This is a genomic window from Desulfuromonas sp. DDH964 (assembly GCF_001611275.1).
Classification (GTDB): Bacteria; Desulfobacterota; Desulfuromonadia; order Desulfuromonadales; family DDH964; genus DDH964.
In genome coordinates this window covers 741,953-767,917 of sequence record NZ_CP015080.1, presented here as the reverse complement: position 1 = coordinate 767,917, position 25,965 = coordinate 741,953, and the positions used below count along the sequence as shown (strand labels likewise).

The window sequence follows — 25,965 nt, the reverse complement described above, 5'->3', positions numbered from 1 at the left end:
TCATTTGCCAGCCCCAATCAGCTGCGGCGTCTGCTCGTTATTGAACTGCTTGCGCGCCACCCGTTCCACCTGTGGTTGCAGGTAGGCGAAGAGATCGTCGATGCGCAGCTTGCCGCTCGGAGCGACCACGTCTTCGTTCTTGATCCCCTTGAGCAGGTAATAGGTGAAGAGGCCGTGCCCCTTCTCGGCGTAGGTCGAGCTCATCTGTTCGCCACTGGATGCCGCCAGGACTGTCATGTTCGCGGGCGGCGGCGCGGTCGCCTTAAGGTTGAGGGTAATAGCCCGCGCCCCTTTGGCGATCACCGAGCGCCCGCCCGCCCCGGAGAAGCAGGAATCGAGGGCGACGATGATTTCCGCCGCCGGCAGCTTGCCGAGGGCGGCGTACATCCGCTTCAGGGAGTAGCCGGTCTCGGCGATGAAGGCCGGGTCGCCGTCATAGGGGACGAGGTAGGCCGCTCCGCTCTTCGGATCCGGCGCACCGTGGCCGGAGAAATAAACGAATACCTTCCCCCCTGACTCGACCTGGTTCGGTAGCCACTTTTCAAAGTATTTGACGAAGTCGCCGAGGGCGGCGTGGTCGTTGGTGAGGGTGACGACGTTCTCTTCCGGGTAGCCGAGCACGCCGGTGAGATACTTGGCGACCATCTCGGCGTCGTGAACCGCGAAGTCAGCAGCGGGAAGCTGCTGCCGATAGCGTTCGATGCCAATCACCAAGGCATAGGCGTTTCGGTCCAGCAGTGGTTCGACGGTGGGCAATTCATCAACATCCGAACGGATGACGGCAGCCGGTGAAGCACTGCGCACCGCGACCGCGGCATAGCTCTCCTGATGCTGATTACGGTTCAACAGGAAGCTGGCAAGCTGCGGGGACATGGTCAGCTCCTGGGCGAGCCTCCCAGCCAAAGTGGCGAGCATGTTACCAATGTCTGTATCGACCTGATCCGGTCCCTTCCAAGACTGGTGGATTCCCTCCTTGACTGATCCCTGGTAGCCCGACCAGATCTCCCGATACTGGCTGTCATAGAGCTTGACCTTGCCGTCTGCCTGGAAAAACAACCCCGGATCCGCGCCGCACCCGAGCTTGTAGCCGAGGAAGGTCAGGTTCGCCTCTATGACGAGATCGAAAGACTCATCGGCGGAGAACCCGCTGATTACCTCGACGCTGTCAAAGAGTTGGGAGAAAGTTCCGGTGAGAATTTCTCGAAAGGAATTGCCAAACGGGTATTTGGTCACCTCAAGGCTCCCCCAGCAGCTGTTCGGCAACTGGGTCATGGAGTTGAGATCGAGGGTAGAGCGGGGGATAAGGAGGGCAGCCTTGACCGGGTATTTCTTGCGGATTTGCATATCGGGTGGCTGCGGCTTGACCGACGCAACTTCCAGCGTGGCGCAGCCGGCCAGAACCAGACAACCCAGCAACATCGCCAGCAGATGAACCCGTCCTCTCATGTGGCGCCTCCTGAGGCTGAGACATAGCAGAGATTTTCCATATTTATTCACTCAACCGGACAAATGTACATCAAATTCTTTCATGGAACCGGGGTTTTCCATAAAAAACAGCCGCCCGGCAGCGGGACTGCCGGGCGGCTGTTCATTTCAAAGCACATCCTGATTCTACCTGGCAGCGAATCCCTTGCCGCCGGGATTTCCCTTTACGGCACGATCGCTCCAATAAGGTCAAGCAAGGGCCCGGGGTAGAAACCGAGTAACAGAGTGGCGAAGAGGCAGACCATCAGCGCGGCATGTTCGCGGGGATGGCCGGGATGGAGGTCGGGAGCGGTCTGGTCGCTCATGAACATGATAATCACCAGCCGCAGGTAGTAGTAAGTGGAGATGACGGAGGCGGCGACACCAATGATCGCCAGCCAGTGGTAGCCGGCGCGCATGGCGGCGTAAAAGATGCCGAACTTGCCGATGAAGCCGGCGGTGGGAGGCACCCCGGCGAGGGAGAAGAGGAAGACCCCCAGGGCTCCGGCGCGGAAGGGGTAGCGGTAACCGAGACCGCGCCAGTCGTTGTAATTCTGCGGTTCACCCTCCGGGCCGGAACAGGAAGCGATGACCCCGAAGGCGCCGATGCTGACGACGCCGTAGGCGACGATGTAGAAGACCACGGCGCTGCGTCCGGCCGCGCCGCCGGCGAGCAGACCGGTCAGCACGTAACCCATATGCGCCACCGAAGAGTAGGCGAGCATGCGTTTGACGTTCTGCTGCGGCAGGGCGCTGAGGGTCCCGATCACCATGGTGACGGCTGCCAGCATCCAGAGCAGCGAATCGAGCTCCCCCACATTCTCAAAACCGGCAAAGAGGAGGACCAGGGCGGCGAAAACCGCGCCCTTGGAGCCGCTGGAGAGAAGCCCGGTGACGGGCGCCGGCGCCCCCTGGTAGACATCTGGAGTCCAGAGATGGAAGGGGACCAGCGAAACCTTGAAGCCGACCGCCACCAGCAGCATTCCCCAGCCGAGCAGCGCCACCGGACGCAGGGTCCCGGCCGCGGTGACCGCACCGAGGGCCTCGGGAAGGTGGAAGCTCCCGGCACTGACATAAATCAGGGCGATGGCGAAGGCGGTAAAGCCGGTCGTCACCGCGCCGAGCACCAGATACTTGAGCCCGGCCTCGGCCCCCATCTCTCCCTGCTTGTCGAAGGCGATGAGAATGTAGAGGGCGAGGGTGAAGGATTCGAGACCGAGAAAGATGCCGACCAGCGAAGTCGCCGCGGAAAGGAGCGCCATGCCGGCGGCGGCAAAGAGGACCAGCGAAACGAACTCGCCGGCCGGGAAGGCCCGGTCCTCGGCGTAGCGCAGCGACAGCAGCAGGGTCAACGCCGCCGTCAGGCTCCAGAAGATGGCGAAGAAGCGGGCATAGGGACCGGCGCTGAAGAGACCGGCGACTTCCAGCTGCGCCGGAGGAACGGCGCCGGCAACAAAGGCGGCGACCAGGGCGAGGCCCGCTCCGGCGATAAAGAGCGGCCGGCGGGCCGGCCACCAGGCGCCGAGCATCAGCAGCGCCGTGGCGCCAAGGGCGAGGATCAGGATCGGCAGCAGGGCTTGCAGCTGAAGGGCGGTCATGGGGCGCCTCCCGCCTGGGCAAGGCTGGCACCGCTATGAAGAAGATTGGCGAGGGTGCCGTCGAGGGGAGCGAGGAAGGTCGCCGGATAGAGCCCGAGCCAGACCACCAGGATCGCCATCGGCACCAGGATCAACCCTTCCCGCAGGGTCAGGTCGGGCCAGGGATCGGTGCCCAAGGGGGGGCCCCAGAGGATCTCCCGCACCAGCCGCAGCATGTAGGCGGCAGCCAGCACCACACCGGCGGCGGCAAGGATCGTCAGCACGGGGTGCACCTTGAAGGTGCCGAGGAGGATGATGATCTCGCCGGTAAAGTTGTTGAGCCCCGGCAGGCCGAGGGAAGCGAGCGAGAAGAAGAGGAAAAAGCCCGACAGCACCGGCATCCGCGCCCAGAGCCCGCCCAGACTGTCGAGCTGCCGGGTTTTGGCGCGGGAATCGATCATGCCGATCATGCAGAAGAGCGCACCGGTGGTAATGCCGTGGTTGAACATCTGCAGAATGCTGCCGGAAAGGGCGGTGGCATTCCAGGCAGTGAGGCCGAGGATGACGTAGCCGAGATGGGAGACCGAGGAGTAGGCGACCAGCCGCTTGGCATCGACCTGGGCGGTGGCGATCCAGGCGCCGTAAAAGATGCCCCCCACGGCCAGGGCGCCGAGGAACGGCAGGAAGGCCGCAGTCGGCCCCGGGAAGAGGGGGAAGGCGATGCGCAGCAGGCCGTAAACACCGGTCTTGAGGAGCAGGCCGGCCAGATCGACAGAGCCGGCGGTCGGCGCCTCGGTGTGGGCGTCGGGGAGCCAGGTGTGAAAGGGGATCAGCGGCGTCTTGATGGCGAAGGCGAGCATGAAGCCGGCAAAGAGGAGCCAGCTCTGGCCGGTCGTCAGTTCGGTCTTGAGCAGGTCAGCGAGGGCGAAGCTGTAGAGGCCGGTCTGCTCGCCATGGAGCAGATAGAGGGCGAGCAGGGCCACCAGCATCAGCAGGCTGCCGGCGAGGGTATAGAGGAAGAACTTGATCGCCGCGTAGATGCGCCGTTCGTGCCCCCAAACGCCGATCAGGAAGAACATCGGGATCAGCATCACCTCCCAGAAGAGGTAAAAGAGGACCAGGTCGAGGGCAAGAAAGACCCCCATCAAGCCCGATTCGAGCAGCAGCAGCAATGCAAAGAAGAGGGGTCCGTGGCGTTTCACCGGCCAGGAGACGAGGACCGCCACTACCTGCAGGAAGCCGGTCAACAACACCATCAGCAGCGACAGGCCGTCGAGGCCGAGGGTGAAACGGATGCCGAAGCGGGGAATCCAGGCGAAATCCTCGAACAGGAACCAGCCGTTGCTCCCGGCGTGAAAGCGGATGAAGAGCCAGAGGGTCACCCCGAACAGGACCAGGCTGGTCGCCAGCGCCAGTGCCCGGCATTCGACCGGTTCGTGGCGGCGCAGCACGCAGAGGAAGGCGCCGGCCAGGGGAAGAAAGACCAGCAGCGACAGCCAGGGGAAGCTCGGCAAAGGGTTCATCACGCCCCTCCCCCGCCGACGGTGGCCAGCAGCAGCCAGCCGAGGATCAGCAGCAGTCCCCAGGCGAGTCCCAGCAGGTAATGGGAGACCCGGCCCGTGGTCAGTTGCCGCAGCCGGTCGCCGAACCCGGCGCAGCTGCGCGCCAGGCCATTCAGGATGCCATCAATCAAGGCGCCGTCACTCCCCTGCCAGCAGAAGGCAGCGACCCACCGAAACGGTTTCAGCAGCACCAGTTCGACCAGGGCATCGGCCCGCCAACCCTGCAGCAGGAAACGACTGCCGGCGCCGGGGAGTTCCCCGGCAAAGCGGCGATAGCGCCAGTGGGCGAGGAGCCAGCCGGCTGCGACCACCAGCGCCGAAGCCCCGGCCAGGAGCAGTTCAAGGTGGTGGTCGGCGTTGATTTCCCGTCCCCCGGCAGAACCGAAAAGCTGCGCGAGCTGTTCACTGCCGCCAAAGAGCGGGGGGAGGTTGAAGAGACCGCCGCCGAGGCCGAGGAGCGCCAGCAGCGGCAGGGTCCAGATCATCAGACCGGGGAGGGAATGGGGATGAACCTCACTGCGTGGCGTCCCGGCAAAGACCAGGTAGACCAGACGGAAGGTATAGAGGGCGGTCAAGAAGGCGGTCAGCAGGCCGACCCCCCAGAGGATGTGGTAATAGCTGCCGCCGCTGTAGGCGGCGAGCAGGATCAGGTCCTTGGAAAAGAAGCCCCCGGTCAGCGGTACGCCCGCCAGGCAAAGGGCGCCGGCGAGGAAGAAGCCGAAGAGGAGCGGCGCCCGGCGCGCCAGGCCGCCCATGCGATGGATGTCGTTCTCCCCGCCGCAGAGGTGAATCACGCCGCCCGCCCCCATGAAGAGGAGCGCCTTGAAAAAGGCGTGGGTGAAGAGGTGAAACATCGCCCCGGTCACTGTCCCGGCACCGACCGCCAGGAACATGTAGCCGATCTGGCTCATGGTCGAGTAGGCGAGCACCTTCTTGATCTCCCGCTGCGCCAGGGCGCAGGTCGCGGCATAGAGGGCGGTGGCGGCACCGACGGTGGCGATCGCCGCCAGGCCGACCGGTGAGAGGGAGACCAGCGGGAAGAGCCGGCACAGCAGGTAGACTCCGGCGGTGACCATGGTGGCGGCGTGGATCAGCGCCGAGACCGGCGTCGGGCCGGCCATGGCGTCGGGGAGCCAGGTCATCAGTGGCAGCTGGGCGCTCTTGCCGCAGGCGCCGCCGAGCAGCAGCAGGGTGAGGATGGTCAGGGTCAATGCCGGCAGGGTTGTCGCCTGGCTGTTGATTTCGCTCAGCGAAAGGGTGCCGAAGAGAGCGAAGAGCCAGAGCAGTGCAACGGCGAGGAAAACATCGCCGACCCGGGTAACGAGGAACGCCTTGCGCCCGGCGTCGGCATTCTCCCCTTTTCGGTACCAGTAGCCGATCAGGCCGTAAGAGCAGACGCCGACCCCCTCCCAGCCGAGGAAGAGGAGGAGCAGGTTGTCGGCGAGGACGATGGTCAGCATAGCGAAGACGAAGAGGTTGAGCAGGGCAAAGAAGCGCGCGTAGTCGGGCTCGTCGCGCAGGTAGCCGACGGCGTAGATGTGGATCAGGGTCGAGACCCAGCAGACCATCAGCGTCATCGTCGCGGAGAGGTGATCAAAGAGGATCGTCACCGGCACCGCCAGCTCGCCCGTCGCCACCCAGGTGTAGAGGGTGACGCTGGTGCCGTCACCGGCAGCACGGAAGGCAAAGAGAGTCGCCAGCACCGCCGCGACGAGCACCCCGCCGACCGCCAGCGTTTCGGCGAGCAGGCGCGGCAGACGCATGCCGAACAGCGCGTTGATCACTCCGCAACCGAGCGGGAAAAAAAGGATCAGGAAAAGGAGCGACTCGTTCATCCCTGCATCCCGTCGAAAGCGTCGGCGTTGACCGTCCCCTTGCGCTTGCGCAGGTAGACGACCATCGCCAGAGAGATGGAGACCTCCGCCGAGGTCATGGCCATCAGAAAGATCACGAAGATCTGGCCGTCGACCTGCTGCCAGAGGGCGCTGCCCCCCACCAGCGCGAGGCCGACGGCGTTGAGCATGATTTCGGCGCCGATCAGGATCATGATCAGGTTGCGCCGCGCCAGGACGCAGGCGAGGCCCATAATGAACATCGCCCCGGAGACCATCAGGATATGTTCGATCGGCACGATCATGATTCGCTCCTGCGACGGCGGCCGCCGTCGGTCCGGCCGACATAGAAGGCGCCCACGGCGGCAAAGAGGAGCTGGAAGGAGACGATCTCCACCGCCAGGGCGTATTCCTTGAAGAGCGCATAACCGAAGACCCGCGGCGACGCGTAGTAGCGGGGGACGCCATCGGCGCCGCCGGGGTCGGCTACGACCAGCAGCAGGGTACAGCTCACCAGCACCAGGGTCAGGGCCACCACCGGCCCCCAGCGCAGCCAGCCGGGCCCTTTCAGGTCCTGATCCGGCGTCAGCTCCAGCATCATGATGATAAAGAGGAAGAGGACCATGATGGCGCCGGCGTAGATGATCACCTCCCAGGCCGCCACCAGCGGCGCGCCGAGCAGGTAGAAGAGGAGCGCCAGCGCGAAAAAGGCGTTGACCAGGTAGATGACCGCATGCACCGGGTTGCGCCGGGTAATGCACAGGCCGGTAGCGACCAGGGCGGTAGCGGAAAGGATGTAGAAAAGTGCTGAGGCCATAAGTGCTAATTTCGAATTGTGAATTTTGAATTTTGAATTGAATTCATAATCTGCCATTCAAAATTCAAAATTGCCCCTTCAGGGCAGGTTGGACTTGATATCCGCCACCGGCGATTCTTCCGCCCCCGCGCCGCGGGGTTGGCCGACGCCGATACCGGCGTGAGCGTAGAAACTATACTCCTTGTCCTTGCCGCCGTCGGCGATCAGCAGGTCTTCCTTTTCCCAGACCAGCTTCAAAGGGTCGCGGTTGCAGATCTCGTAATCGGGACTCATCTGGATCGCCAGGGTCGGGCAGGCCTCGGCGCAGAGTCCGCAGAAGATGCAGCGGCTGAAGTTGATCCGGAACCAGGCCGCATAGCGCCGGCCGTCCTCCCGCTCCGCCGCCTGCATCGAGATGCAGTCGACCGGGCAGGCGGCGCTGCAGAGATAGCAGGCGACGCAACGCTCTTCCCCCCCGGGGTCGCGGGTCAGGACCATGCGCGCCCGGTAACGCGGATAGGGGGTGCGCTTCTCTTCCGGGTACTGGATCGTCACCGGCTTGCGCAGCATGTTGCGCAGCGTTACCCAGAAGGGCTCGATGGTGCCACGGATGTCACGCCAGAGATTCAAAATCTATCCCTTCAGCCAGAGCATTACCGCCCCGGTAATCACCACATTGACCAGCGCCACCGGGACCAGGAATTTCCAGCCGAAATGCATCAGCTGGTCGTAACGCAGCCGCGGCATGGTGCCGCGCACCCAGATAAAGACGAAACAGACCGCCATCACCTTGAGCAGGAACCAGAGCACCGGCGGCAGCAGCGGCCCGTGCCAGCCGCCGAGAAAGAAGACGGTGGTCATCGAGCCGAGGATGATCATGTTGATATATTCGCCGACGAAAAAAAGCCCGAAGCGCATCCCCGAGTACTCGGTGTGAAAGCCGGCGACCAGTTCGTTCTCCGCCTCGGGGATATCGAAGGGGATACGCTTGCTCTCGGCGGCGACGCTGACCAGGAAGATCAGGAAGGCGAGGGGATGGGTGACCGCAAAGGGGTAACTCGCCTGGGCGTTGACGATATCGGTCAGGGAAAAAGAGCGGGACGCAAGGATCACCGGCACCACCGCCAGCCCCATGGAAAGCTCGTAGGAGATCAGCTGGGCGAGGCCGCGGATTGCGCCGAGCAGGGCATACTTGGAGTTGGAGGCCCACCCCCCCAAGGCGATGCCGTAGACCGCCAGGGAGGAGAGCCCGAGAAAGTAGAGGACGCCGACGTTGAGATCGCAGACCACCATCGGCACCGTCTGTCCGAAGAGGGTCAGCGGCGGGCCGAAAGGGACGACGGCGAAAGCGAGCAGGGCGGTCACCGCCGCCAGGCCCGGCGAGATCATGAAGAGCCATTTGTCGGCATGGGCCGGACAGACATCTTCCTTGGTGAGCATCTTGATCAGGTCGGCGAGGGGCTGCATCAGACCGAAGGGGCCGACCCGGTTCGGTCCGTAGCGCAGCTGCATGCGCCCCAGAAGCTTGCGCTCGGCGAGGACGATGTAGGCAGCCATGGTCAGGATCACGCCGAAGACCAGCGCGAGCTTGACGAGGATCAGCACCAGGGTGACGAGCAAGGGCGTCATGGGTCCTCCCCTCGGGCGATCTCACATTCATCGGCCGGGCCGCCGGGGACGAGACAGGCGAGGCTGCTGCCACGCAGGCGCGGAACAATCACGAGCCCGGAGGCCATCTCGGTCACCACCCGGACCCGGGCCTGAAGCTGGCCGAAGCGCGTGGCGATGCGGACCGCCGCGCCGGAGACGAGACCGAAGCGGCCGGCGTCGTCGGGGTGGAGCAGCACCTCCGGCTCCGGACGCAGCGGCGCCAGCGGCGCCGAGAGGCTGGCCAAAAGTTCCGAGCCGACAAAGCTCTCGACCGGCAACAGCCGCAGCGTCCCCTCCGGGACACAGTGGAGCCGCGGCCGGGCCGGCGCTGGAGGCTGCTGGCCGGGACCGCTGACGCGCATCCCCTCCCCTTCGGGATCGAGGCCCGCCAACCCGGCGAAACGCGGGTCGGCAGCGGCCAGAGCGGCGCGCACCGTTTCCAGCTCCGGCTCCAGGCCGGCCAAAAGGGCGAGCAGCTGCCAGGCCGGGCGCGGCTCGTCGCCGGGGGTATCGAGCCGGAAGCTGCGCGGCGGATGGTCGCCAGCGCCGGTCACGGAAATCGGGATGCCGGGGGGAAAGGCAGCGGCAAAAGCGAGCATCCGCCCCTCCTGGTTGACAAAGCTGCCGGCGCTCTCCGCCGGCACCGTGGTCGGCAGGAAAATCGCCGCCCGCGGTCCGGCCTGCCCCGGAACGGCATCCAGCACCACCAGCAGTTCGAGTCGCGCCAGGGCGGCCTCGACCCGGCCGGGGTCGGGGTGATCCTGAAACGGATCGCATTCAAGGCAGACCAGGCTGCGGACCGCACCGGCGAGCATGGCGTCGAGCAGATGGTCGGCGTCGGGGCGATCGCCGGCGAGGAGCGCGGCCCCGTAACTGTTGGGCGCGGCGAGGAGCAGGGCAGCGCCGCAGCGGCGCTCGGGGCGGTCAAAATGGCGGGCCGTCGCGAGCAGGGCATCAACCCCCGCGGCGCCGAGCAGGTCGCTGCCACCAAGCAGCACCGGTCGCTGCGTCTGGTCGAGGCGCGCGGCGATTCCGGCGAGCAGGCTCTGCTGCTGGCGGCTGAAGGTGGCGAAATCGCCCGTGACCAGGGCGGTCAGAGCGAGGGGCAACTGCTCCGGCAACAGCGGCAGGTGGGTTGCGGCACCGGGGAGAGCCACCGGCCGTGGGTCGAGGATCGCAACCCGGGCGCCGCGCAGGACCGCCTGGCGGATCGCCAGCGCCAGCATCGGCCCCTCGGCGAGGGGGTCGGCGCCGACCAGCAGGATGAAATCGCTGTGACGGATCTCTTCCTGGCTGCGGGTGAGATCGCCGAGACCGGCGGCGAGGGTGCGGGCGGCACGATCACGCTGCGGATGGGGATCGAACAGGATCCGGTCGCTGCCGATCGACCCGGCCCAGCGCCCGAGGAGCCAGTTCGCCTCGAGGGTCGCACGGGGGGAACCGAGAAAAGCAATGCTGGCCGGACCGTGGGCCTTGACCTGGGCGGCGATCCGGCCCCCCAGGGCCAGCAGCGCCTCGCGCCAGTCGACCCGGTTGCCATCCACCCGGGGATGGCGCGGCCGTTCGGGGTGGTTGGCATGACCGTAACCGAAGCGGCCGCGATCGCAGATGAAGAAACCGTTGGTCTGGCGGTTGATGCCGGAGCGCACCCGCTGCAGCTCCCGGTAGCGGGCGCCGGGGATGACGGCGCAACCGAGGCTGCAGTGAGGACAGATCGACGGCGCCTCCTGCAAGTCCCAGTAACGGGACTTGAAGCGATAGGTCTTGTCGGTAAAGACCCCGGTCGGGCAGGCATCGACGATATTGGCGGAGAAGGGGCTCTCCAGCCGTCCGGCGCGGAAACGGCCGAAGAAGAGGCGGTTGCGCGTCCCCATGACGCCGAAATCGTCGCCGCCGCAGTAGTCCTGGTAGGTGCGCACGCAGCGGTAGCACTGGATGCAGCGGTTCATCTCCTGAACGACGAAGGGCCCGAGGTCCTGGTTGTTCCAGGTCCGCTTCGGACCGCGGTAACGGCGGATACCGTGCCCCCCGGCGATGGTCATATCCTGAAGCTGACACTCCCCCCCTTCGTCGCAGACCGGGCAATCGTGGGGATGGTTCATCATCAGCCATTCGATGACATGGCTGCGCTGCTCGGCGGCGTCGGCATCGACGGTGGAGACGACCATGCCGTCCTTCGCCTCGACCATGCAGGCCATCTGGATCCCCTTGACCGGGCCGTCTTCAAAACGCATGGCGCAGAGACGGCACGCCCCCACCGCTCCCAGCGCCTCGTGGTAACAGAAGTGCGGGATGACGATGCCAAGCCCCTTCGCCGCCTCGAGGACGTTGGTCCCGGCGGGTACGGTGACGGATCGGTTGTCGATGGTCAGAGTCGGCATAAGACCTTTTTGCCACAGAGACACAGAGACACGGAGAAAATCTCTTCAGAGCACAATGCGCTTAACCCCATCCTTGAGGACGGGGACGTTGAAATTGATCAACAGCCCCAGGGGTTTGTTGGCGAGTTTCATATAGCCAAGCAGCTGTGCCTGATGAACCGGGTCGAACCGGTCGACCGCCTTCAGTTCAACAACGATCTGATACTCCACCAGCAGATCCAGGCGGTGCACCCCAAGCCTTTGGCCTTTGTACAGGACCGGGACTTCCAACTGGTTTTGTACTGACAGACTGCGTCTTTCCAGTTCAAAACAAAGAGCTTTTTCGTAAAGAGATTCCAGCAGCCCCGGCCCGAGTTCGCGATGAACTTCAATCGCCCCGCCGATAATCTGTTCCGACAACAGATTAAGATTCTGCATTTACTCTGGGTTTCCGTGTCTCCGTGGCTGATCAGCTTTTCAGGGGACACTTCCCCCGCTTGATATGATCCTCGACCTCTTCGCCGAAGAGCCGCAGCAGGCTCTCCACCGGTCCCATCGCCCCCATCGCCAGGGCACAGAAGGAACGGCCGTTGATATTGCGGATCTGGCCGCGCAGGTTTTCGATATCGTCAAGGGCCCCCGCGCCGGTCTCGATCTTCTCCAGCAGCCAGTTGACGTAGGGGAGGCCGTCGCGGCAGGGGGTGCACCAGCCGCAGCTCTCGCGGGCGAAGAAGCGATTGAGATTGAGGGTCGCCCGCACCATGCAGGTGGACTCGTCGAAGACCGTCACGCCGGCGGTGCCGAGACGGCTGCCGAAGGCTTCCGGCCCCTCGAAGTCGAGGGGGGTATCAAGATGCGCCGCCGTCAGGTAAGGGGTCGAGGCGCCGCCGGGAAGGCAGGCCTTGAATTTTTTCCCCTGCCAGACCCCGCCACCATGCTCCTCGACGATCTCCCGCAGGGTGGTGCCGAGGGGGAGTTCCAGGCACGGGGTCCGTTCGAGATGCCCGGAGAGGCCGTAAAGCTTGGTCCCCGCGCCGCGGTCGGTCGCCGCCAGCTCCTTGAACCAGTCGGCGCCGTTCATGACGATATGCGGGACATTGGCCAGGGTCTCGACGTTGTTGACCGTGGTCGGCAGATCGAACAGCCCCCTGACCGCCGGAAAGGGGGGTTTGCTGCGCGGGTTGGCGCGCTTCCCCTCGAGGCTGTTGAGCAGGGCCGTCTCCTCGCCGCAGATGTAGCGCCCGGCGCTGCCGTGGAGATGGAGGGCGAAGGAAAAGCCGCTGCCGAGGATGTTCTCCCCCAGGAAGCCGGCGGCCTTCGCCTCGGCAATGGCGCGCTCGAGACTGCGATGGGCGGCCGCGTAGGCGTAGCGGATGAAGATGTAACCGACGGGGGCCTGCAGGGCGTAAGCGGAGACGATCATCCCCTCCACCAGCTGGTGGGGATCGGCCTCGAGCAGCACCCGGTCCTTGTAGGTCCCCGGTTCCATCTCGTCAGCGTTGCAGACCAGATATTTTTCCCCGGGGGTGTCGGCGGGGAAGAAGGACCACTTCAACCCGGTGGCAAAGCCGGCGCCGCCCCGCCCGCGCAGGCCCGAGCTCTTGACCAGTTCCCGGACTTCGGCCGGCGTCATCGCCTTGAGCGCCTTGCCCAGCCCCTCGTAGCCGCCGCTCCTGCGGTAGTCGTCAAGGAAGGCCGTCCCTCCCGGGCGGCGGTTCTTGAAGAGGACCTGTTCGCTCATGCCTTGCGCTCTCGTTCCAGGATCGTGTCAATCTTTTCCGGGGTCAGGTCCCCGTAGGTGGTGAAACCGATCATCATCGCCGGGCTTTCGCCGCAGGCGCCGAGACAGCAGGTCGGCAGCAGGGTGAAGGCGCCGTCGGCACTGGTGCCGCCGGGGGCGATACCGAGCTTCTGCTGCAGGTAGGTGTAAATCTCCTCGCCGCCGCGACTCCAGCAGCAGATCGAGTCGCAGATATGGATCACCTTGCGTCCCACCGGCTGCCGGTAGAGCTTGTCGTAAAAGGTCGCCACCTCGTCGATTTTCAACGGGCTGGTACCGAGAATCTGCGCCGCCAGTTCGATCCCGGCATCCGGAATCCAGCCGTGTCGTTCCTGGATCGCCCGCAGCACGTCGATCACCATCTCCATCGGATGCGCGACGGTAGCGGCGCGGGTGGTGAATTCATCAACCTGTTCCGGAGTCAGCAGTTGGTCCATAGCCAGTTCATTTCCCTGCGGTTTCAGCGGTCCAGGTCCGCCAGCACGAAATCGATGGAACCGAGGATGGTGATCAAATCCGCGACCAGCCAGCCGCGGGTCAAAAGCGGCAGTGCCTGCATGTGGGCAAAGCTGGGGGTGCGGATGCGCATGCGGTAAGGGACGTTGTTGCCGTCGGAGACGGCGTAGTAGCCGCATTCCCCCTTGGCCGATTCGATCCCCCGGTAGCATTCCCCCACCGGCGGCGTCATGCCGCGGGTGACGTTGACAAAGTGGTGAATCAGGCTTTCGATATCGCGCAGGCCATCCGATCGCTGCGGATAGACATAGCGGTAGTCGTCGGCGATCCAGCGACCGGTCGGCATCTGCGCCGCCGCCTGCTGGACGATCCGCAGACTCTGGCGCATCTCCTCCAGGCGCACCTGGTAGCGAGCGAAAGAGTCGCCGCCGGTCGCCGTGGCGACCTCGAAATCGAACTGCTCATAGCTCGAATAGGGCATCGCCCGGCGCAGGTCCCAGGCCATCCCGGTGGCGCGCAGGTTGGGGCCGGAGAAGCCCCACTCGATCGCCTCGTCGCGGGAGATGACCCCGATCCCCTCGGTACGGGCGCGAAAGATCGGTCCGTCGGTGAGGAGTTTTTCGAACTCGGCGATGCGGGCGGCGAAGTCCCGGGTAAAGGTGTCGACCACCGCCTTCCAGCCGTCGGGAAGGTCGGCGGGGAGTCCGCCAATGCGGAACCAGGAGGGGTGCATGCGCCCGCCGGTGATCATCTCGACGATGTCGAAGATCTTCTCCCGCGACTCGAAGGCATAGAAGACCGGGGTCATGGCGCCGACATCGTGACCGAAGGTGCCGAGCCAGACCAGGTGGTTGCTGATCCGGAACAGCTCATCGAGCATCACCCGGATATATTGGGCGCGCGGCGGCACCTCGATGCCGAGCAGGGTCTCGACCGAGTTGAGGTAAGCGTGATTGTTGAGCACCCCGGAGAGGTAGTCAACACGGTCGGTGTAGGGAATGAACTGGTTCCAGTGCTGGCGCTCCCCCATCTTTTCGGCGCCGCGGTGGTGATAGCCGATGTCGGCGTCGATATCGACAATCTCTTCCCCCTCGAGCTGCAGCACCAGGCGCAGCACGCCGTGGGTGCCGGGATGATGCGGCCCGAGATTGAGGATCATCGTCTCGCTGCCGTCGGGGAGCTGCCGGTTCTTGAAGAAGCTCCCCCCCTCCCGGGGGATCATGGTCGCCGCCGTAGCTGCGGTATAGGGTTCCATCTCGGTGGCGCGAAAGGGGTGCTCCTTGCGCAGCGGATGGCCGACCCAGGAGTCGGGCATGAGGATGCGGCGCAGATCGGCATGGCCGGCAAAGCGGATGCCGAACATGTCATAGACCTCCCGCTCGTACCAGTCAGCGTTCTTCCACAGCCCGGTGATCGAGGGGACTTCCGGTTCCCTGCCGGTCAGCGGCACCTTGACCCGCAGGTAGCCGGGATCGTCAAAATTGAGGAGATGGTAGACCAGGGTAAAGTCATGCTCCGGGCGATTCGAGCGGGCGCTCTCGTCAACGGCGGTGAGATCCTCGAGGCGCCGGAAGCGCTGCGGCGCCTCCTCTTTGAGGAACCTGAGCAATTGCGGGGCGGTGGCGGCGTCGGTGACCAGGGTCGGCATGTCCCGTCCCTGCGGGTCCTCCGTGACGCTGGCGCCGAAGCGCTGGGCCAGGGCGTGCTGCAGGCCGCCGGTCGACGCGGGGAATTCGATCTGCGGCTGGTCGGGCCGCCACATCTGCTCGGAGCGACTCTGCCAGAAGTTCGGCTGCTGCAGCGAACTGCCGCGAATCGCCGCGTTGCCGTAGCCGGGGCCACGCGGGTCGCGGCTCTTGCTCACCCCGTCGACCAGCACCGGCACCGTCGTCCCCTCGCTGCCGCCGGCCAGCCCCAGCACCGGCCGCGCCGGACGCTCCTCGCGGGCAATCTTCTCCTGGAGAAGGAGAAGCCCCTGCATGAAGGCTTCGGGGCGGGGCGGACAACCGGGGATGTAGACGTCGACCGGGAGAATCTGGTTGACCCCCTGGATGACACTGTAGACATCGTACATGCCGCCGGAGTTGGAGCAGCTCCCCATGGAGATGACCCACTTGGGGTTGGCCATCTGCTCGTAGAGACGCAGGATCGATGGTCCCATCTTTTTGAAGGGGGTCCCGGAGATGACCATCAGGTCGGCTTCGCGGGGAGAGCCGCGCAGCACCTCGGCGCCGAAGCGGGCGAGGTCGAAACGGGGCGTCATACTCGTCATCATCTCGACGAAACAGCAGGAAAGGCCGAAGAACATCGGCCACAGGCTGTTCTTGCGCCCCCAGTTGATGGCATCGTCGAGGGAGGCGAGGAGCACACCCGGCGGCAGCTCGCTGCTCATGACTCCCTCCCGGGACGTGCCTTGAGGTGCATTCGTGGCCCCCAGTCGAGCCCGCCCATCTTCCAGAGCCAGGCGAGGCCGGCGAAGAGAACGACGATGAAGAAGGTAATTTGCAGGAACCCGGCCCAGCCGAGGAGATCCCAGGCCACCGCCCAGGAGACGACAAAGATCATCTCGACGTCAAAGACGATGAAGAAGATCGCCACCAGATAGAAGGGGACCGGCTCGCCGAGCTTGGCGGCACCGGTCGGCGCCACCCCCGACTCGTAGGCCTCTCCCTTGAGGGAACTATGGCTGCGCTGACCGAGGTTACGGGCGAGCAGGAGCAGCAGACCGACAATGAAGACCGCAATCCCGGCATAGAGCCCGAGCGAGAGGAGCGCGGCGAAATCGGGCGGCGCTTCCCCGCCGGAGGGGGCGGCAGGCAGATTGCTGGCGGCGACGGCAAAGGTCATGAAAAACCCGGGCAAAGGAAGGGGCGAACGGGTGGGTCAGCTGTCCCGGCGGGGGAGCAGAGCACAGCCGGTGGGACCCGTCCGGCACCGTTGTGGCGAACGTAAAAACGGTCCAAATCATACCACAGAATAATTCGATGTCTATCGGCAGAGAGGGGCGAGAAGGATTGCGCCCGCCCCCGGGAAGGTCCCTTGAAAAGGGCACTTTCTCCGCTAGACTTCAGAACATTCGAAGCCCTTTGGCAAAGGAGTGCCTGCCCATGAAAAACTGCGTTCGCTTGGTATTGGCCCTGACCGTCCTGCTGCTGGCAGGCGGCTGCAGTATGACCTGGCGAGCGGAGTGGCCCGTTGCCGGCCGGAACCAGCCGACGGCTGCGTCCAAGGCATTGCTGGACCAGGCGGAAAGCGAGTTTGCGACGGCGGGCGATGCCGGCGGCGTCCGGCGGGCGATTACAGCATATCAGCAGGTACTGGCGGAGAACCCTGCCGACTACCGGGCCCTGACCCGTCTCAGCACCCTGCATATCCTGCTCGGCACCGCCTACACCAAGGGGCGCTCGGAGCAGAGCGAGATTTTTCACCGGGCGATGAAGTATGCCGAGCGGGCGATGTATACCAATCCCGACTTCCGCGCTGCCGTCAGCGATGGGACCCCGCCCTGGGAGGCCGCCGGCAGTCTCACAGTGCGGGAGGTCGAGGCGATCTCTGGGTCACGGCCGTGCAGTACGACTTCAAGGACGGCATGTCGCTGCCGGGTAAAATCGTCAACATCGGCTGGCTGCAGCATTGCCAGAAGATGCTCGACTGCATCGAGGCGGTGGCACCGGAGTTTGGCGGTGGCGGGGTGGAATTCGCACGGGTGATCTGCTACTACGCCCTCCCCGAGTCGATGGGGGGCTCCAAGGCGAGGGGGGACGAGTACATGCAGCAGGCGGTGGCCAGGGGCGACCGGGAAGGGTGGCTGCTCCCCCGCTGGGCACGGGGGAAATATTATTACGAGATCCTCGACCAGACCGAGCTGCAGCGGCAGGACCTGGAATGGGTCGCCAGCCAGGACCCGGCCAGGATGCGGGACCCCTACCCCTGGCGGATCCACTTCCAGGAGAACGCGCGGGAACTCCTCTGACGCCACTTTCCCGCCACGCCGTTACGCCTGACGATCAGACCTGCGCCCGGCGGCGATCGCCGCCCGGGCGAGCTCGTCGCAGCGCTCGTTCTCGGCATGGCCGGCATGCCCGCGCACCCAGTGCCACTCGACCTGGTGCCTGCGGCTCTGTTCCAGCAGCTCTTCCCAGAGGTCGCGATTGGCGACGTCTTTCTTCTGGCTGTTCTTCCAGCCCCGTCGCACCCAGCCGTCGATCCACTCGGTGATCCCCTTTTTGACATACTCGGAATCGGTGGTCAGCTTCACCCGGCAGGGACGCTTCAATGCGGACAACCCTGCGATGGCGCCGGTCAACTCCATGCGATTGTTGGTCGTCTCCGGGGCATAGCCAGAGAGCTCCTTGACCTTGCCGTCGTAGCGCAGGATCGTGCCCCAGCCGCCGGGACCGGGATTCCCGGAGCAGGCGCCGTCGGAGAAGATTTCCACCAGTTTGTCGTTTGCCATTCGGATCGTCCCCGGGTTAGAATGCAGAGCCGCACGATACCGGAATCGTTCCGAAAAGAAAACCCTCTTCACCGGTCTTGTTCATGCCTGGAATCCTGCTCGACATCCTCGCCGCCTGCTGGCAGATCCTGGCCGAATCGGCCCCCTACGTCCTCTTCGGCTTTTTTGCCGCGGGGCTGCTCCGGGGCCTGATTTCCGACCAGGCAATAACCCGGCACCTCGGGGCGAACTCCCTGGGAGCGGTTCTCAAGGCCTCCCTCTTCGGCATCCCCCTCCCCTTGTGTTCCTGCGGAGTGATCCCGGCTGCCATCGGCCTGCGCCGCCAGGGTGCGGGAAAGGGCCCGGCCGCCGCATTTTTGGTGTCGGTTCCCGAGACCGGGGTCGACTCCATCGCCATTACCTGGGCCCTCTTTGATCCGCTGATGACCCTGCTGCGGCCAGTGGCGGCCTTTGTCACCGCCACCGTCACCGGAGTGCTGATCAACCTTTTGCCCGAGGACCGGCCCGCGCCGCCGGTGGCAACAACGCCCGGCTGCGGCTGACCGGGCAACGCTGGCGGGAGTTCCCCGTCGCCGCCCCGACCAGCCACTCTCGGCTTGCGCCTGCGCGCCGGCCTTGACTATGCCTTTGGTGAGCTGCTGCACGACATCGGCCGCTGGCTTCTCCTCGGCATCCTCATCGCCGGCACCCTGAACGCCCTGCTGCCGGCCGATTTTTTCACCCGCCACCTCGACAACGAACCACTGTCGCTGCTCATCATGCTTGCCAGCGGCATCCCTCTCTACATCTGCGCCAGCGCTTCGACGCCGATTGCCGCGGCCCTGGTGCTCAAGGGGCTCTCCCCCGGCGCCGCCCTTGTCTTTCTCCTTGCCGGCCCGGCCACCAACGCCGCGACCATCACCGTCGTTCGCCGCTACTGGGGGGGCGCTGCCACTGCGGTCTACCTCGCGTCAATTGCCGGTTGTTCCCTCATCCTCGGCTGGCTGGCAAACCGCATCTACGGCTATAGCGGCCTTGAAATCACCCTGGCGATGAACAGCGGGCAGCCGTCGGGCCTGCGCCTCCTGGAGCAGGCGGCCGCGGCCATGCTGATTATGCTCTTGCTGCGGGCCTGGCGACGCCGGCGCCCCAAGTCGGACCCAGCCCCGGGCTAGGCATTGCTTCGGGAAATGCGGAGGCGAGATAAGTCCTGCTGGAATTGGCGGGGCCGGTGCTGAAAAGGAAGCGCTGGCCGACGCTCCGACCTGCGGCTAGGCGCCGAGAACCTCCCGCACCTTGGCGCCCAGCGCCTTGAGCGTGAAGGGTTTCTGGATGAACTGGACACCCTCGTCCAATACCCCGCGGTGGGTAATGATATCGGCGGTATAGCCGGACATGAAGAGGCACCTGAGCCCCGGATAGCGGGCCTGGAGTTTTTCGGCCAGCTCCCGGCCGTTCATTTCGGGCATGACCACATCGGTCATCAAGAGGTGGATTTCGCCGCGGTGTTCCTGGGCCAGGCGAATGGCCTCACCCGGGGTCGCGGCGGCCAGTACCCGATATCCCTGCAATTCCAGCATCTGGGTGCCGACATCGAGGATGTCCGGCTCGTCCTCCACCAGCAGCACCGTCTCCTTCCCCCCTTCGATCGCCTCGGTTACTTCCGCGGCACCGGCAGGCACTTCCTCCCCCTGGTAGCGCGGGAGATAGATCTTGAAACTCGTCCCCTGCCCCGGCTCGCTGTAGACGTCGATAAAGCCGTCATTTTGCTTGACAATGCCATAGACCGTCGCCAGCCCGAGCCCGGTCCCCTCGCCGACCCCCTTGCTGGTGAAAAACGGTTCGAAAATTTTCGCGCGGGTCTCCGCGTTCATGCCGCAGCCATCGTCACTTACCGTCAGCAGAACGTAGTCACCGGGAACCAGGCCGGTGTGGTGGTGACTGAACAGTTCGTCACAGCTGAAGGAGCCGGTCGCCAGGGTGATCCGGCCGATGCCGTTGATGGCATCCCGCGCGTTGATGCAGAGATTGGTCAGAATCTGGTCGATCTGGGATGGGTCGATCCGGATCGGCCACAAATCGGGTCCCGGGAGCCAACGCAGTTCGATCTCTTCACCGATCAGCCGACCGATCATTTTAAGGGCGTTGTTCACAGTTGCGTTCAGGTCGAGCACCTCGGGGGCGACGGTCTGCTTGCGGGCGAAGGCGAGCAGTTGGCGGACGATGTCGGCGGAACGGGTCGCCGCCCGCTGGATTTGTTCCAGATGCCCCTGCAGGGTGGGAGAAATCGTCTCCTTTTTCCGGGCCATCTCCACGTGGCCAAGAATGACACTCAGCATGTTGTTGAAATCATGGGCCACCCCGCCGGCGAGACGTCCCACCGATTCGATCTTCTGGATCTGACCCAGCTGAGCCTCAAGTTTGTCCTTCTCCTCCTCCCTTTGCACCTGTTCGGTGATGTCCTGGATGGTCCCCCGCAAATACAGCTCCTGCCCTTCTTTTTCCGCCCGGAGGGCGCCGCGCCCGCTCACCCAGCGGATGACCCCGTCATTGTTGCGAATGATCCGGTACTCCCGGTTAAACGGCTTTCTCTGCCCGATGACCTCTTCCTGGAGATAGCGCGCGAGCGAGTCCCGGTCCTCGGGATGGACGAGAGCAAGCCACCCTTCGATGCTCCGCTCGTAATCGGGACCGATGCCGAAAATGGCATCCAGAACCTCCGAGGACTGCCAATACCTCGCCACCAGGTCGGCCTTGTACGAACCGATGGCGGCGGCGCGCTGCGACTCCCGAAAGAAAAATTCACTCTCCCGCAAGGCAGCTTCTGTTTTTTTGCGGTCATCAATGTCGACATGCACCCCCAGCATGCGCAGGGCTTTGCCCTGGTGGTCCCGCGCCATGATCTTGCCGAGGGACAGGATCCATTTCCAGCCGCCATCCCTGGTCCGCTGCCGGAACTCCACTTTGTATTGGGGCAATTTCCCTCGCAGATAGTTCCGGAAGGTGGCAATCACTGCATCCCGGTCATCGGGGTGCAGGCGCGCGGTCCACCTGGCGTTGGTCTCGTGAAAGGTCGCCGGATCATAACCGAGCATCAGGGCGTAACCCGGGTTGACCACCGCCTCGCCCGTCTGCAGGTTGAGGTCGTACAGCCCCATATTGCCGGCCTGCAGGGCCAGTGCCATACGCTCCTCGTTGGCCCGCAGGGTGGCTTTTGCCGCCTGCTCTTCGGTAATGTCGCGCGCCGTGGCAAAGGCTAGCCCCGCCGTTTTATCGTAGGTCACCCGCCACGACAGCCACTTGACCGAACCATCCTTGCAGTAGTAGCGGTTTTCAAAATTATCGGTGAACCCTGCCTGCTGCTGGCGGCGGATTTCCTCCACGGTGGCCTGGCGATCGTCGGGATGAACAAATTCGAGGATCGGTTTGGCAGCGATCTCGGCCGCCGAATAACCGAGGGTTGCGGTGAAGGCCGGGTTGATCTTCAGAAAATAACCATCGGGGTCGGCCATGCACATCAGGTCGGTGGAGGTCTGGAAAAAGCGGAAGTACTCCTCCCGCTCTTTCTCTGCCTGCCTGCGCTCGGTGATGTCGGTCAGGGTGCCGGCAATGGCGACGGTTCTCCCCCCCTCGATGATCGGCGTTTCGTTGACCTCGACCCAGATCTTCCGCCCTTTTTTGCCGATGCACTCCAGCGAATAGGGGGGCTGGCGTACGCCGGTTTCGATCGCCCGCTGGGTCGCCGCGACGCCCGCCTGGTTGAGGGGATGATCGGTGATCAGGTCGGTCCAGCGCACCATTGCTTCCGCGGGTTCGCAGTCAAAAAACTCCCGGGATTGCGGGCTGACATAGGTCAGGAGCTGGTCGGGGGTGTGTATGTAAAAGAGGTTGGTGCTGTTTTCGACGACCAGCCGCAATCGCTGCTCGGTCTCCCGGAGCCGCTCTACGGCCTGCTTGCGGGCGGTGATGTCCTGGAGATAACCGCTCCAGATCACTGTCTCACCGGCCGGCGCCGGGTTGGGCCGGGAATGGACCAGCAGCCATTTCAAACGGCCGGAAGGTGTGATGATGCGAACCTCGGTGGAAAATTCCCGTCCCGCCCGGTTGGCCGCCAGGTCGGCCTGGTGGAAACGCTCAATATCCTCGGGATGCACCAGCTGCCAGGCCAGGTTCATGTCCGCGAGGAGCGCATCCGGGTCGAGCTCCAGCAGGGCCCGGCACGGTCCCGGGGCGACGTAGAGAAAGCGGCTGGTCCCGGTCGCGTCGATGAAAGAATCGTAGAGCATGACCGGCAGGGTATTGACCAGCCGTTCATAGCGCTCCTGGCTGGCGAGCAGGGCCGCCTCGCGCTGCCGGTCGTTCGGCGCCTCGTTTTCCATCGTCGTTCTTTCGTTGTGCCCCTAAGTCGGGCGGATGGCAATAATTTTGGAAGTTTAACAGATTTTTCCGCGCCGCAAAGGGGCGCAGCCGAAGGCGGGCAGCCATCCCCCGGGCGGCCCCAAACCGCCCCTCAGGCCGGGGCGAGCAGCGCCTGGTATTCGGGATGCTTGCGGATATAGGCCGCGACGAAGGGGCATTGGGCGACGACCTGCAACCCCTGGCTGCGGGCATAATCGAGCGCCGCTTTTGCCAGCTTCCCTCCCAGTCCGTTCCCTTCCAGCTCGGACGGGACCAGGGTATGGGTCAGGACGATTCGACCCGCTGCCAGGGTAAAATCCAGGTAGGCGACATGCTCCCCGACCTCGACCTGGAACCGGTTTGCTGACGCCTGCCGGATGACCGTCATATCCATCTGTGCAATCCCTTTCTGCTGTGCTGTAAAGTCAGGTTCCGCCTGCGCTCAGGCATCAGGCACCGCCCTGCTTGGTCGGCGCCGAATGCTCGCGATCGGCCGCAAATCGGAGGCGATGCAGGGCGCTCAGCACCTGATCGAGCTCGGGCGCCGGCCCGCCGCCCATATTTTCCTCATCCGCCACCATCAGTTCGCGCGCATCGTACTCCCAGCGCTGCAGCATGGCGATCTTCTGCTCCCGCGTCAGGAGCGGATCGTCGACGATGGCATCAGGCGTGGCGAAATACCTGGCCGGGTCATGGATGGCCTGGTCGATATTCATGGCCCAACTCCTTTCCTTGTGTGAGTTATTATACACCAAGCGGCAATATCGCTGCCGGCCGGCGGGGATGCCAGCAAACGACCGCTGCCACCTCCGCACTCACCTTCGCCCGCATTGAGGGAAGCTGATCGCGACTATTCTGGCACGCGCCACAGTTTTGCAGTTGACCATATCCTGCGCTTCCCTTACAACGGCAATCAGGAGGGGGGGGCGGACGGTGCTGGGCATCGCGAAAATGCGGGGGGCTTGCGACCTGATTATCGGTCGGACGGGCCGAGGAGGCGTAGTTCCCGGCGGCGCAGTTGAGATTTTTTCAGACCCACTGGCCTAAGGAGGCAGCGGAACAACGATGTCGATCGCCATTATCTATCCCGGCCATGATCGTAGCGCCTGGGTCCAGGCACTGCAGTCTCGACAGCCGGACCTGGAAGTCGAAGTCTGGCCGCAGATCACCGCGCCGGAACGGGTTGAACTTGCGCTCTGCTGGAACCAGCCTTCCGGCTGCCTGCGCCAGTTCCCCAACCTGAAGCTGATCTCTTCTTTCGGCGCCGGGGTCGACCACCTGCTTAACGATCCCCAGCTCCCGGACGACATTCCGATCGTGCGGCTGGTCGACCCGCAGCTGCAACAGTCGATGGCCGAATATGTCCTGCTCGGTGCCCTCGGCCACTTCCGCCGCTACCAGGATTATTCCTCCCTGCAGCGGGCGAAAAGCTGGCAACCGCTGGCGATTCCGCACATTTCAGCGGTGCATGTCGGCATCATGGGTTGCGGGGAGATAGGGCGTTTTGTCGGTGAAAAACTGGCTGCGACCGGCTTCACGGTTCACGGCTGGAGCCGAACCCCGCGGCGAATCGAGGGGGTAGTCACCTATAGCGGCGAACAGGAATTGGCGACCTTCCTCGGCCGCAGCCACATCCTGGTCTGCCTGCTGCCGCTGACGGCGCTGACGGAAAATATCCTCAATGCCGAGCTCTTCGGCCAACTTCCCAAGGGGGCCTACCTTATCCAGGTTGGGCGCGGGGCGCACCTGGTTGAGGACGACCTGCTGGCCGCTCTCGATGCGGGACAGCTGGCCGGCGCGCTGCTCGATGTTTTTCGCCAGGAACCCCTGCCCCCGGAACACCCCTTCTGGCGGCATGCCAAGATCCGGGTGACCCCGCATATCGCCAGCATTACCAACCCGAATTCCGCCGTTGAGCAGATAATTGCCAACTATCACCGCTTGCGCCAGGGAAAAGAGCCGCTGAACCTGGTGGACCGCCACCGCGGCTACTGACAGCCTGGCCCGATTCGATTGAAAAGGCCCGCCCCAAGGGAGGGCCCCGTGACCACTAAGCGATCAGCTTGCTGGCGATGCGTGCCACATGCGCCCCCTGGAAACGGGCCCCGTCCAGTTCGTTGGCGCTCGGCATCCGCTCACCCTGTCCCCCGGCGATGGTCGAGGCACCGTAGGGGCTGCCGCCGGTGATTTCGGAAATCCCCATCTGGCCGGCGAAACTATAGGGCAGGCCGACGACCACCATCCCCTGATGCAGCAGCGTGGTGTGAAAGCTGAGGATGGTCGATTCCTGGCCGCCATGCTGGGTGGCGGAACTGGTAAAGACACTGCCGACCTTGCCGACCAGCGCCCCCTTCAACCAGAGCCCGCCGGTGGCGTCGAGGAACTGGCGCATCTGGCCACACATGTTGCCGAACCGGGTCGGGGTGCCAAAGATAATCGCATCCGCCCCGGCCAGATCTTCAACGGTGGCCACCGGAAGATGGGCCATGCTTTTTTGCGCCTCCACCGCCCCCATTTTTTCCAGAACCTCCGCGGGCAGGGTTTCCGGGACACGCTTGATCACCGCCTCGCACCCCTCGACTTCGCGGACCCCGGCGGCAACGGCCTCAGCCATCTTGTAGATGTGGCCATAGAGACTGTACTGGACGATCAATACCTTGCACATGTGATTCTCCTTTCAGCGGGTTCTCATCAGGTTGATCCGACCTGTACTACCAGCATCGAAACCGAGCCGCCATCCATTCCTTGAACCGGAAAGCTGATCAGGTCCTGGGGCCGGCGCGCACCCAGAACGTAGAGCAGCGGCAGATAGTGGTCAGGCGTAGGTATGGAGAGCTGGGCATCACGGCCGAGCGCATCGTAGGCAACAACCTCGGCATCCTTGCCGTCGCGCAGCAACTGCCGTACTTGCGATTCGAAGCGCACGGCCCAATCGAAGGGCTGGACACCGCCCCTCCCCCAGGCGTAGGTGTGCAGGTTGTGCACGAGGTTGCCACTACCGACGACCAGAACCCCCTCTTCCCGCAACGCTGTGAGCCGTTGGCCCAAGGCGTAATGAAACTCCGGCGGTTGTCTTTCGTCGATACTGAGTTGCACCACGGGAATATCGGCATCGGGAAAGACGTGGGTCAGCACCGACCAGGTGCCGTGATCCAGCCCCCAGCTTGAATCGAGGGCCACCGGGGTCGGCGCGAGGAGCTCCTGGACGCGCCGCGCCAGTTCCGGACTGCCGGGGGCGGGATACTCGACCTGATAGAGTTCCTGGGGAAAACCGCCGAAATCGTGAATGGTTTGCGGCGCGGCCTGGGCCGTCACCGCGCAGGCCGGCAGGTACCAGTGGGCGGAGACGGACAGCACCGCCCGGGGGCGGGGAATGTTTTTCCCGATGGTCGCCCAGCCCGCCGTGTAGGCATTCTTGGCGATGGCGTTCATCGGGTTTCCGTGGCCGAAGAAGATGACGGGCATCCGTTCAGTCATAACTGGCCTTTGCGTTGCCGAGGGTCTGGCCGCAGCATTCGAAGAACGCGTCCTGTGCCTTGAACGACGGTGCGGCCATCCCTGGCTCGTCGGTCAGCGCAATTGTCCCCGTATGCTGAATATTCGATCCTGGGGATGAACCGGTCCAACGGGTGCAGCATATTTTGGAAGTATAGGT

General features: G+C 64.3%; 22 protein-coding genes and 1 pseudogene. 3 read left to right on the top strand and 20 right to left on the bottom strand.

The genetic code is table 11. The features are described 5' to 3' along the window. From DBW_RS03545 to DBW_RS03480, 14 genes are all read right to left on the bottom strand, one after another. On the bottom strand, positions 1-1,446 hold the full coding sequence (locus DBW_RS03545) for a caspase family protein (RefSeq protein WP_066724307.1): 1,446 nt from the start codon (positions 1,444-1,446) through the stop codon (positions 1-3). A gap of 203 nt (positions 1,447-1,649) precedes the next feature. Next, complete coding sequence (locus tag DBW_RS03540; protein WP_066724305.1) at positions 1,650-3,062, bottom strand: NADH-quinone oxidoreductase subunit N; 1,413 nt, start codon at positions 3,060-3,062, stop codon at positions 1,650-1,652. Beyond that, positions 3,059-4,564 (bottom strand): complex I subunit 4 family protein, encoded by a 1,506-nt coding sequence (locus DBW_RS03535; RefSeq protein ID WP_157471737.1) that lies wholly within the window; start codon positions 4,562-4,564, stop codon positions 3,059-3,061. The genes DBW_RS03540 and DBW_RS03535 overlap by 4 nt, the downstream gene beginning before the upstream one ends. Continuing rightward, entirely contained in the window at positions 4,564-6,438 is a 1,875-nt protein-coding gene (nuoL, locus tag DBW_RS03530) for an NADH-quinone oxidoreductase subunit L (RefSeq protein ID WP_066724302.1), read from the bottom strand. Before nuoL ends, DBW_RS03535 begins: the two co-directional genes overlap by 1 nt. Continuing rightward, on the bottom strand, positions 6,435-6,740 hold the full coding sequence (gene nuoK, locus DBW_RS03525) for an NADH-quinone oxidoreductase subunit NuoK (RefSeq protein WP_066724298.1): 306 nt from the start codon (positions 6,738-6,740) through the stop codon (positions 6,435-6,437). The genes nuoL and nuoK overlap by 4 nt, the downstream gene beginning before the upstream one ends. After that, positions 6,737-7,252 carry an NADH-quinone oxidoreductase subunit J family protein gene (locus tag DBW_RS03520; RefSeq protein WP_066729663.1) on the bottom strand — a complete coding sequence of 172 codons (516 nt, stop codon included), beginning with the start codon at positions 7,250-7,252 and terminating at the stop codon, positions 6,737-6,739. Before DBW_RS03520 ends, nuoK begins: the two co-directional genes overlap by 4 nt. Positions 7,253-7,330: 78 nt before the next feature. Continuing rightward, a complete protein-coding gene (gene nuoI / locus DBW_RS03515; RefSeq protein WP_066724295.1) occupies positions 7,331-7,861 on the bottom strand; it encodes an NADH-quinone oxidoreductase subunit NuoI in 531 nt (176 codons plus the stop codon). Between the two features lie 3 nt (positions 7,862-7,864). Next, positions 7,865-8,860, bottom strand: coding sequence for an NADH-quinone oxidoreductase subunit NuoH (gene nuoH, locus DBW_RS03510; RefSeq protein WP_066724293.1), 996 nt, complete (start codon positions 8,858-8,860; stop codon positions 7,865-7,867). Further along, on the bottom strand, positions 8,857-11,262 hold the full coding sequence (nuoG, locus tag DBW_RS03505) for an NADH-quinone oxidoreductase subunit NuoG (RefSeq protein ID WP_066724291.1): 2,406 nt from the start codon (positions 11,260-11,262) through the stop codon (positions 8,857-8,859). The genes nuoH and nuoG overlap by 4 nt, the downstream gene beginning before the upstream one ends. A gap of 45 nt (positions 11,263-11,307) precedes the next feature. Then, complete coding sequence (locus DBW_RS03500; protein ID WP_066724289.1) at positions 11,308-11,679, bottom strand: GxxExxY protein; 372 nt, start codon at positions 11,677-11,679, stop codon at positions 11,308-11,310. A 31-nt stretch (positions 11,680-11,710) separates the two neighbouring features. Further along, positions 11,711-12,982: an NADH-quinone oxidoreductase subunit NuoF gene (gene nuoF, locus DBW_RS03495; protein ID WP_066724286.1), complete on the bottom strand. Its 1,272-nt coding sequence runs from the start codon at positions 12,980-12,982 to the stop codon at positions 11,711-11,713. Then, complete coding sequence (gene nuoE, locus DBW_RS03490) at positions 12,979-13,458, bottom strand: NADH-quinone oxidoreductase subunit NuoE (protein ID WP_066724283.1); 480 nt, start codon at positions 13,456-13,458, stop codon at positions 12,979-12,981. The genes nuoF and nuoE overlap by 4 nt, the downstream gene beginning before the upstream one ends. Before the next feature lie 23 nt (positions 13,459-13,481). Continuing rightward, a complete protein-coding gene (locus tag DBW_RS03485) occupies positions 13,482-15,869 on the bottom strand; it encodes an NADH-quinone oxidoreductase subunit B/C/D (RefSeq protein ID WP_066724281.1) in 2,388 nt (795 codons plus the stop codon). Beyond that, positions 15,866-16,324: an NADH-quinone oxidoreductase subunit A gene (locus DBW_RS03480; protein WP_066724278.1), complete on the bottom strand. Its 459-nt coding sequence runs from the start codon at positions 16,322-16,324 to the stop codon at positions 15,866-15,868. Before DBW_RS03480 ends, DBW_RS03485 begins: the two co-directional genes overlap by 4 nt. A 718-nt stretch (positions 16,325-17,042) precedes the next feature. Between DBW_RS03480 and DBW_RS03475 the strand changes: the two genes are divergently transcribed. Then, positions 17,043-17,450, top strand: a complete 408-nt coding sequence (locus DBW_RS03475; protein ID WP_066724275.1) for a hypothetical protein — start codon at positions 17,043-17,045, stop codon at positions 17,448-17,450. A 21-nt stretch (positions 17,451-17,471) separates the two neighbouring features. Here DBW_RS03475 and rnhA read toward each other — a convergent pair whose 3' ends face one another. Continuing rightward, on the bottom strand, positions 17,472-17,933 hold the full coding sequence (rnhA, locus tag DBW_RS03470) for a ribonuclease HI (RefSeq protein WP_066724272.1): 462 nt from the start codon (positions 17,931-17,933) through the stop codon (positions 17,472-17,474). A gap of 83 nt (positions 17,934-18,016) precedes the next feature. On the opposite strand from rnhA, the pseudogene DBW_RS03465 reads away from it, so the two are divergent. After that, positions 18,017-19,087, top strand: a pseudogene (locus tag DBW_RS03465) (SO_0444 family Cu/Zn efflux transporter). A 96-nt stretch (positions 19,088-19,183) separates the two neighbouring features. Here DBW_RS03465 and DBW_RS03460 read toward each other — a convergent pair. The 3 genes from DBW_RS03460 to DBW_RS03450 all read right to left on the bottom strand — a co-directional run bounded on the left by DBW_RS03460 (position 19,184) and on the right by DBW_RS03450 (position 23,026). Further along, positions 19,184-22,291, bottom strand: a complete 3,108-nt coding sequence (locus DBW_RS03460) for a hybrid sensor histidine kinase/response regulator (RefSeq protein ID WP_066724257.1) — start codon at positions 22,289-22,291, stop codon at positions 19,184-19,186. A 131-nt stretch (positions 22,292-22,422) separates the two neighbouring features. After that, positions 22,423-22,704 carry a GNAT family N-acetyltransferase gene (locus DBW_RS03455; protein WP_066724254.1) on the bottom strand — a complete coding sequence of 94 codons (282 nt, stop codon included), beginning with the start codon at positions 22,702-22,704 and terminating at the stop codon, positions 22,423-22,425. A gap of 55 nt (positions 22,705-22,759) precedes the next feature. Then, on the bottom strand, positions 22,760-23,026 hold the full coding sequence (locus DBW_RS03450; RefSeq protein ID WP_066724251.1) for a hypothetical protein: 267 nt from the start codon (positions 23,024-23,026) through the stop codon (positions 22,760-22,762). Positions 23,027-23,375: 349 nt separating this feature from the next. On the opposite strand from DBW_RS03450, the gene DBW_RS03445 reads away from it, so the two are divergent. Continuing rightward, positions 23,376-24,305, top strand: a complete 930-nt coding sequence (locus tag DBW_RS03445; RefSeq protein ID WP_066724248.1) for a 2-hydroxyacid dehydrogenase — start codon at positions 23,376-23,378, stop codon at positions 24,303-24,305. Positions 24,306-24,360: 55 nt separating this feature from the next. Here the strand turns inward: DBW_RS03445 and wrbA are convergent, their stop codons facing one another. Further along, on the bottom strand, positions 24,361-24,975 hold the full coding sequence (gene wrbA / locus DBW_RS03440; protein ID WP_066724245.1) for an NAD(P)H:quinone oxidoreductase: 615 nt from the start codon (positions 24,973-24,975) through the stop codon (positions 24,361-24,363). 26 nt (positions 24,976-25,001) lie between these two features. Further along, on the bottom strand, positions 25,002-25,787 hold the full coding sequence (ygiD, locus tag DBW_RS03435) for a 4,5-DOPA dioxygenase extradiol (RefSeq protein WP_066724243.1): 786 nt from the start codon (positions 25,785-25,787) through the stop codon (positions 25,002-25,004). Positions 25,788-25,965 lie beyond the last annotated feature (178 nt).